The sequence below is a fragment of the Thiocystis minor genome, assembly GCF_016653465.1.
In the GTDB taxonomy this organism is placed as follows: Bacteria; Pseudomonadota; Gammaproteobacteria; order Chromatiales; family Chromatiaceae; genus Chromatium; species Chromatium minus.
The window spans coordinates 1-6,307 of record NZ_NHSQ01000154.1; the positions used below are offsets into that span (position 1 = coordinate 1).

Genomic DNA, 6,307 nt, shown 5'->3' on the forward strand with positions numbered 1-6,307 from the left:
GCAGTCGAAAAAAGAATCGAGCAAATGCGGGTCAGGCATGAGCAAAGACGCAAGGATATCGAACGCCATTACAAGCTGACTGCAACAGGATAGTCAATATGCCTGAATGCAAAGTGACAAAGTAGAACTAAGTACTTCAATAGAATTATTTGTAGAAGCTAATTTCGATTTATTAAAAAATTAATTATTGCAAGATATTGATTTATAAGCAATTATTAAATATTTAATTGATCTTTATCGCATTCATTGCCCATTAACGATTCTATTGATGTACTTACCAGGTCCAACCCCGTCCGCGTAACATCAGTTAATATCTTAGTTTTTAGACAGTGTCTAAGCTTTTGCCAGGAATTGCTGGCTAAAGAACCACTAGGTTGTCGCGATGGATCAACTCGGCATCGTCCAGATAACCTAAGATGGATTCAAAGCGTCGCGACGACTGCCCCTTGATACGATCCGCGTCCACGGCATCATAATTGACCAAGCCGCGCGCGATCTCCTTCCCGGTCTCGTCGAGACAGGATACGACCTCGCCCCGATCGAATTTTCCCCGTACCGCCTTGACCCCGACAGCAAGCAGGCTGGTTCCCTTTTCCCGCAGGGCCTTGACCGCGCCGGCATCCAGAATGAGCTGCCCGCGCGACTGCAAATGTCCAGCGAGCCACTGTTTGCGCGCGGCCTGCGGTCCCTGGAAAGGAATCAGCAGGGTGCCAACCAGGTCGCCACGGCCGATACGGGTCAGCACCTCCGTGCCGCGGCCAGGCGCGATGACCGTCGGCGTCCCTGAACGCGCTGCCAGCCGCGCCGCCCGGACCTTGGTCACCATGCCGCCGGTGCCAAGTCCGGTGACGCTCCCTCCGGCGACCTCGTCAAGCAGCGGATCGTCGACCCAGGTCTCGGCGATCAGGCGCGCATCGGGATGGAAACGGGGATCCTGATCGAAGAGCCCATCCTGATCGGTGAGCAGGATCAGCAGATCGGCCTCGATCAGGTTGGCCACGAGCGCGGCAAGCGTGTCATTGTCGCCAAAACGGAGTTCGTCGGTTGCCACCGTATCGTTTTCGTTAATGACCGGGACCGTGCCGAGTTTGAGCAGGGTACGCAAGGTGCTGCGTGCATTGAGATAACGCACCCGATTGGCAAGATCGTCGCGCGTCAGAAGAACCTGGGCGGTATGGAGGCCGCGGACCTGGAAACAATCCTCATAGGCCCGTATCAATCCCATCTGGCCGACGGCGGCCGCGGCCTGAAGCTCGTGCAACGCCTTCGGGCGTTGTCGCCAACCCATGCGGGCCATGCCTTCCGCCACGGCACCCGAGGAGACCAGCACGACCTCGCTGCCAGCCCGGCGGCGCGCCGCCATCTGGTCGACCCAGGGCACGAGCATGCCGCGCTCCAGACCATGACCATCCTGGGTCAGGAGCGCACTTCCGATCTTGACGACCCAGCGGCGGGTGCTGGAAATGGTTTCGCGGGTAATCATGGAGACAGGGACCGGAAATCAATCGAGAGGATGCCACTCGCCCTCATCGGGTGTGGCCGGCATGTCCCACTCAGAGACGCTGGAATCCGCGGGATCCTGATGCGCGATGGGCGTCGCATCGGGATCGACCTTCAGTTGTTCGAGGCGGCGCATCAGATCCTGCACGAGTGCGACTGTTCCTTGACCGGTCAGGGCGGAGATCCCATAGCATGGCCCCTGCCAACCGAGATCCGCCAGGAGTTGCGCCTGGCATGTCCGATACTCATCCTCGTCGAGCAGGTCGGTCTTGTTTAAGACCAGCCAGCGTTCTTTATCCGTCAACTCGCCAGCGAAGGCGGCCAGCTCGGCCTCGATCTTGCGCACCTGTCCGACAGGATCTTCCTGATCGCCCAGTGGCGCGATGTCCACCAGATGCAGCAGCAGACGGGTGCGCGCGAGATGTTTGAGGAACTGAATCCCCAGACCCGCGCCCTCGGCCGCGCCCTCGATCACACCGGGAATGTCGGCGACCACGAAACTGCGATTTTGCCCGACCCGCACCACACCGAGGTTGGGATATAGCGTCGTGAACGGGTAGTCGGCGACCTTGGGGCGCGCGCTGGAGATCTGACGGATCAGGGACGACTTGCCGGCATTCGGAAACCCGAGCAAACCCACGTCGGCCAACAGGATGAGTTCCAGATGGAGATCGCGGCGCTCGCCCGGCGTGCCTGGCTTGGACTGGCGCGGCGCGCGGTTGGTGCTGGATTTGTAACGCGCGTTGCCGATGCCATGGAAACCGCCCTGAGCGACCAGCATGCGCTGACCCGGCTCCAGCAATTCGCCGATCAGCTCGCCGGTCTCCTGCTCGAAGACCCGCGTCCCGACCGGCACCGCAACGACGAGATCCTGGCCGCCACGCCCGGTCATGTCCTTGCTCATGCCATTCTGACCCCGCTCCGCGCGCTGGATACGCTGATAGCGAAAGTCCACCAGGGTGTTGATGTTGTTGTCGGCCAGCAGGTAGACGCTCCCGCCATCGCCGCCATCGCCGCCGTTGGGGCCGCCGAAGGGGATGTATTTCTCGCGGCGAAAGCTCACGCAGCCGTTACCGCCATCGCCGGCCTCGACCCGTATGAATGCCTCGTCGACGAACTTCATGAACTTGACCCGACTCGGTAGTGTCTACAACGCTTAAATGAAAAAGCCCCGTCCCAGGGACGAGGCTCACCGCCTTTGCCAATGTCAGTCGAACGCCGAATCAATGGGTAATCAGCCGTACTCGACCGTGACGAATCGGCGGTTTTTTGGTCCCTGCACCACAAACTTGACGATTCCGTCGCTCAGCGCGAACAGGGTGTGATCCCGGCCGCAGCCAACGTTCACACCATTGTGAAATTGCGTGCCGCGCTGGCGAACGATGATGCTGCCCGCCGTGACTTTTTGACCGCCGAACACCTTCACGCCTAAGCGCTTGGATTCTGAATCGCGACCGTTGCGCGAACTGCCGCCTGCTTTTTTATGTGCCATCGGAGCTTTCTCCTCAACCGGCGCTAATGCTGGTTATTTTGAGCGCCGTAAACCATTGACGATGCCCTTGACGCTTCAGATAGTGTTTGCGACGGCGAAATTTGACGATCTTGACCTTTTTTGCACGACCATGATTTTCGACCGTCGCGGTCACCTTAAAACCGTCGAGATAAGGCTTTCCGACCTTGACGTCATCGCCATCGGCAACCATCAGGACGTGATCGATGTCGATACTCGTCCCTGCCTCGGCGACAAGCTTTTCAACTTTAACCGTATCACCTTCGGAAACTCGGTATTGTTTACCGCCGGTTTGAATGACCGCGTACATGTCTGAAAATCCCCAAGACTATTCGGAATTGTCGACGCCCGGCGCCGGAACAAAGAAGCGGAATCATACGCCAAGGAAAGATGGCGCGTCAATCGCCCATCTTAATGAATCGACTCGACGGCTTATCGGCAGGCGTGGATTAGCGATTCCCGGCGGGAAGCCAACGTTAGCAGTCGACCCGGACGGTCGAATTGGCGTAACCTTCGCTCGATGAACATGAAACCGACATCCACCGTGACCGGGCGGCTTGACAGCCACCCGCGCCACCTCTAGCATCCGCCGCCATCATCGACAGCCTCCAGACACGCATGGACCTCTCCACGATTCGACACCCTGTCGCCGAGGACTCGAAGGCCGTGGACGCCTTGATCCTGCGCCGACTTCAATCTGACGTTGTCCTGATCAACCAGATCGGTCACTACATCGTCAATAGCGGCGGCAAGCGTCTGCGCCCGCTTTGCGTGCTGCTCGCCGCGCGCGCCTGCGGTTACGGCGGAGAGCGCCACATCGACCTTGCCGCCGTGGTGGAATTCATTCACACCGCGACGCTGTTGCATGACGACGTCGTGGACAGTTCCGAGCTACGCCGCAATCGCGACACCGCGAACGTGGTCTGGGGCAATGACGCCAGCGTGCTGGTCGGCGATTTCCTTTACTCGCGGGCCTTCGAGATGATGGTCGACGTGGGCATCATGCGCGTCATGGACATCCTTTCCCACGCGACCAATCGCATCGCCGAAGGCGAGGTGCTGCAACTGCTCAACACGCGGGATCCTGACACCGACGAGTCACGCTACATGGAGGTCATCACCCGCAAGACCGCCACTCTGTTCGAGGCGGGAATTCGGCTCGGCGCCGTGCTTGCGGGCTCCTCGAAAGCGATCGAGGACGCCGCCGCCGACTATGGACTCAGCCTCGGGATCGCCTTCCAACTCATTGACGACGCGCTCGATTACAGCGTCGATAACGCGGAGCTGGGCAAAAATGTTGGCGATGACCTGGACGAGGGCAAGCCCACGCTGCCGGTGATCCGCGCCATGGCGGTCGGCACTCCAGAGCAGAAAGCCATGCTGCGCAACGCCATCGAAAATGGCGGACGCGAACAGATCGATGCCGTGGTCGAGGCAATTGCGTCGACCGATGCAATCGCCTACACTACGCAGCTTGCACAAACGTACGTGATGCGTGCGAGGAATGCGCTCAAGGCCCTGCCCGCTTCCGCGGCAACCGAGGCTCTCGCGATGATGGCCAATTTCGCAGTCAGTCGCACGCATTAATCGACGACCCATTTTCGGGGTGTAGCTCAGCTTGGTAGAGCGCTGTCTTCGGGAGGCAGAAGTCGCAGGTTCGAATCCTGTCACCCCGACCAAAATTCCCGATTTGAATCAGCCGCTTAACAGCGGCTTTTTTATGCCTGCCGTAACCTCCCTTGGGTGTTGTCCCTCATTTTCCTTGATGGACTTCTTCGTCCAGCAGGGCAAACAAGGGTTTGAATGTTGCAGGCCGTCAAGGAAGTCGGGCGGCACCCGGCAGGAAAGCAACTCAGGCGTTGTCCACACATGGTCGGTGATGCCTGCGGCCATGGCTGGCGTAACCGGTTTCCAGTACCTCGAAGAGCCCGTTCCCCGTGTGGCCTTGGGGCTGGCCAACGGTTGGCGCAGGCGATGGTGCGGCAGCACGAGATGGTAATAGGCCGTCGATCGCCAGAGTTGCTTTTCCAGCCAGGCGATGTCCTTCGAGAAGCCGTTGGTCTTGCGCGCCAAGCGACGGTTGCTTTGACGTTGCGTCAGGTTATCGCGCTCCACGAAGCTGGTGTTGATCGTTCCGCTCGCCAGGGAACCGGCAAGGTAGGCCGCCACCCTTTCAGGTGAACCGAACACCACCCTGGTTTTGACCTCGGTCACATGCCCGTTGGCGCGGACCTTGACCACCTGGGTCGCAAAGCACCTTGGCATAGGGGAGGTGGGCTTCCTTGGTGTGAACAAAGCTCCATCGCTCGTCCAGTTGGCATTCGGCCACATGCAGCCCTTTCCAGAGGTGAAGGACGACCGAGCGGCAATGCAGGGCGGCTCGGGTCAGCCAGTCGCAAACCGTGTCCTTGTCCACCTGGAAAATGCGCCCGGTCGCCCGGATCGAATTTCCTTCCGCCAAGGCACGGACCGCCGCCTCGAAAATCGCGGGCTCGCTTTCCAATCCGTAGTACGCCGTGGCGTCGCTCAAGGCCACGCTGCCCCCGCAGCTTTTGCACAGCGCCTGCGGTTGACCGTGGCTGCTGCCGTTCTTGACCAGTTGGCCCTGTCGGAACGGGAGTCCGTAGCACCGACAGTGCTTGTTGGGGCAGTAGAGCGTTTCCCAATCCACCGTCGCGCCCTTCGCTTATGCACAAAATCTGCCAGGCAAGGGTACGCCAGCGCCTCATCGGTCGCTAGATCATCAAGGAAAATGAGGGATACCACCCTCCCTTGGGCCAGTGTGCAAATCAGTGTGTTAATCAACATGGAAAACTTCCCAGGGATCCGGGGAAATCAACATTGAATTTTTGCCACCCCGGAGTGGTGCAACCGACCGGCCTTTTGGCCGGAGCAACCTGTGGCGATCAGGATGGAATTCATTGCCGACATCAGGCGGCGTCATTTGGTCGACGGGGAGAGCATCCGCGCGATTGCCCGCGAGCTTCAGCGCTCTCGTCCCGCGGTTCGCAAAGCGCTGACCGCGCTGACGGATCCGGTCGACCAGCGACAGCATCAACCCGTGCCGAAACTGGGTGAGTACCAGGCCCAGTTAGAGCAATGGCTGGAGATCGAGTCCTGCTTAACGTGAGTTCTGGATAAGGGCGGCGGCTCTTGGGGGCGAAACCCGCTAAGGAGACGCTGATTTATTCCACGTCATCGACGGGGCCTGAGTGGTAAAATCCGGGGCAATCCATTGCCGCCGCTGCCCCCAACGATGCACCAACCGTCCTGTCCCCAACCCGCGTGTACTGCCAA

General features: G+C 59.4%; 7 protein-coding genes, 1 tRNA gene and 1 pseudogene. 3 read left to right on the forward strand and 6 right to left on the reverse strand.

Annotated features, from left to right (window positions below; translation table 11 throughout):
* Positions 1 to 358: 358 nt before the first annotated feature.
* From proB to rplU, 4 genes are all read right to left on the reverse strand, one after another.
* Positions 359 to 1,483 carry a glutamate 5-kinase gene (gene proB, locus CCR95_RS20755; protein WP_201098053.1) on the reverse strand — a complete coding sequence of 375 codons (1,125 nt, stop codon included), beginning with the start codon at positions 1,481 to 1,483 and terminating at the stop codon, positions 359 to 361.
* Between the two features lie 18 nt (positions 1,484 to 1,501).
* Complete coding sequence (gene cgtA / locus CCR95_RS20760) at positions 1,502 to 2,623, reverse strand: Obg family GTPase CgtA (RefSeq protein ID WP_201098057.1); 1,122 nt, start codon at positions 2,621 to 2,623, stop codon at positions 1,502 to 1,504.
* A 111-nt stretch (positions 2,624 to 2,734) separates the two neighbouring features.
* Entirely contained in the window at positions 2,735 to 2,992 is a 258-nt protein-coding gene (gene rpmA / locus CCR95_RS20765; protein ID WP_201098059.1) for a 50S ribosomal protein L27, read from the reverse strand.
* A gap of 13 nt (positions 2,993 to 3,005) precedes the next feature.
* Complete coding sequence (gene rplU, locus CCR95_RS20770; protein ID WP_201098061.1) at positions 3,006 to 3,320, reverse strand: 50S ribosomal protein L21; 315 nt, start codon at positions 3,318 to 3,320, stop codon at positions 3,006 to 3,008.
* 308 nt (positions 3,321 to 3,628) lie between these two features.
* Between rplU and CCR95_RS20775 the strand changes: the two genes are divergently transcribed.
* Positions 3,629 to 4,597 carry a polyprenyl synthetase family protein gene (locus CCR95_RS20775; RefSeq protein ID WP_201098063.1) on the forward strand — a complete coding sequence of 323 codons (969 nt, stop codon included), beginning with the start codon at positions 3,629 to 3,631 and terminating at the stop codon, positions 4,595 to 4,597.
* 15 nt (positions 4,598 to 4,612) lie between these two features.
* Positions 4,613 to 4,689, forward strand: a tRNA-Pro gene (locus tag CCR95_RS20780).
* Between the two features lie 74 nt (positions 4,690 to 4,763).
* On the opposite strand, the pseudogene CCR95_RS26495 reads toward CCR95_RS20780, so the two are convergent.
* Together CCR95_RS26495 and CCR95_RS26500 are read right to left on the reverse strand one after the other, a co-directional pair.
* Positions 4,764 to 5,143 (reverse strand): annotated as a pseudogene (locus CCR95_RS26495) (IS1-like element ISBeg1 family transposase); the annotation flags it as partial.
* A 40-nt stretch (positions 5,144 to 5,183) separates the two neighbouring features.
* Positions 5,184 to 5,681 carry a hypothetical protein gene (locus tag CCR95_RS26500; protein WP_420825681.1) on the reverse strand — a complete coding sequence of 166 codons (498 nt, stop codon included), beginning with the start codon at positions 5,679 to 5,681 and terminating at the stop codon, positions 5,184 to 5,186.
* Positions 5,682 to 5,921: 240 nt separating this feature from the next.
* On the opposite strand from CCR95_RS26500, the gene CCR95_RS20790 reads away from it, so the two are divergent.
* Positions 5,922 to 6,140: a hypothetical protein gene (locus CCR95_RS20790; RefSeq protein ID WP_201098065.1), complete on the forward strand. Its 219-nt coding sequence runs from the start codon at positions 5,922 to 5,924 to the stop codon at positions 6,138 to 6,140.
* The last annotated feature ends 167 nt before the right edge of the window (positions 6,141 to 6,307 follow it).

Bases quoted from the DNA above. Each gene is read 5' to 3' on its own strand.
- proB (WP_201098053.1), bottom strand. From the start codon at position 1,483: ATGATTACCCGCGAAACCATTTCCAGCACCCGCCGCTGGGTCGTCAAG.
- cgtA (WP_201098057.1), bottom strand. From the start codon at position 2,623: ATGAAGTTCGTCGACGAGGCATTCATACGGGTCGAGGCCGGCGATGGC.
- rpmA (WP_201098059.1), bottom strand. From the start codon at position 2,992: ATGGCACATAAAAAAGCAGGCGGCAGTTCGCGCAACGGTCGCGATTCA.
- rplU (WP_201098061.1), bottom strand. From the start codon at position 3,320: ATGTACGCGGTCATTCAAACCGGCGGTAAACAATACCGAGTTTCCGAA.
- CCR95_RS20775 (WP_201098063.1), top strand. From the start codon at position 3,629: ATGGACCTCTCCACGATTCGACACCCTGTCGCCGAGGACTCGAAGGCC.
- CCR95_RS20790 (WP_201098065.1), top strand. From the start codon at position 5,922: ATGGAATTCATTGCCGACATCAGGCGGCGTCATTTGGTCGACGGGGAG.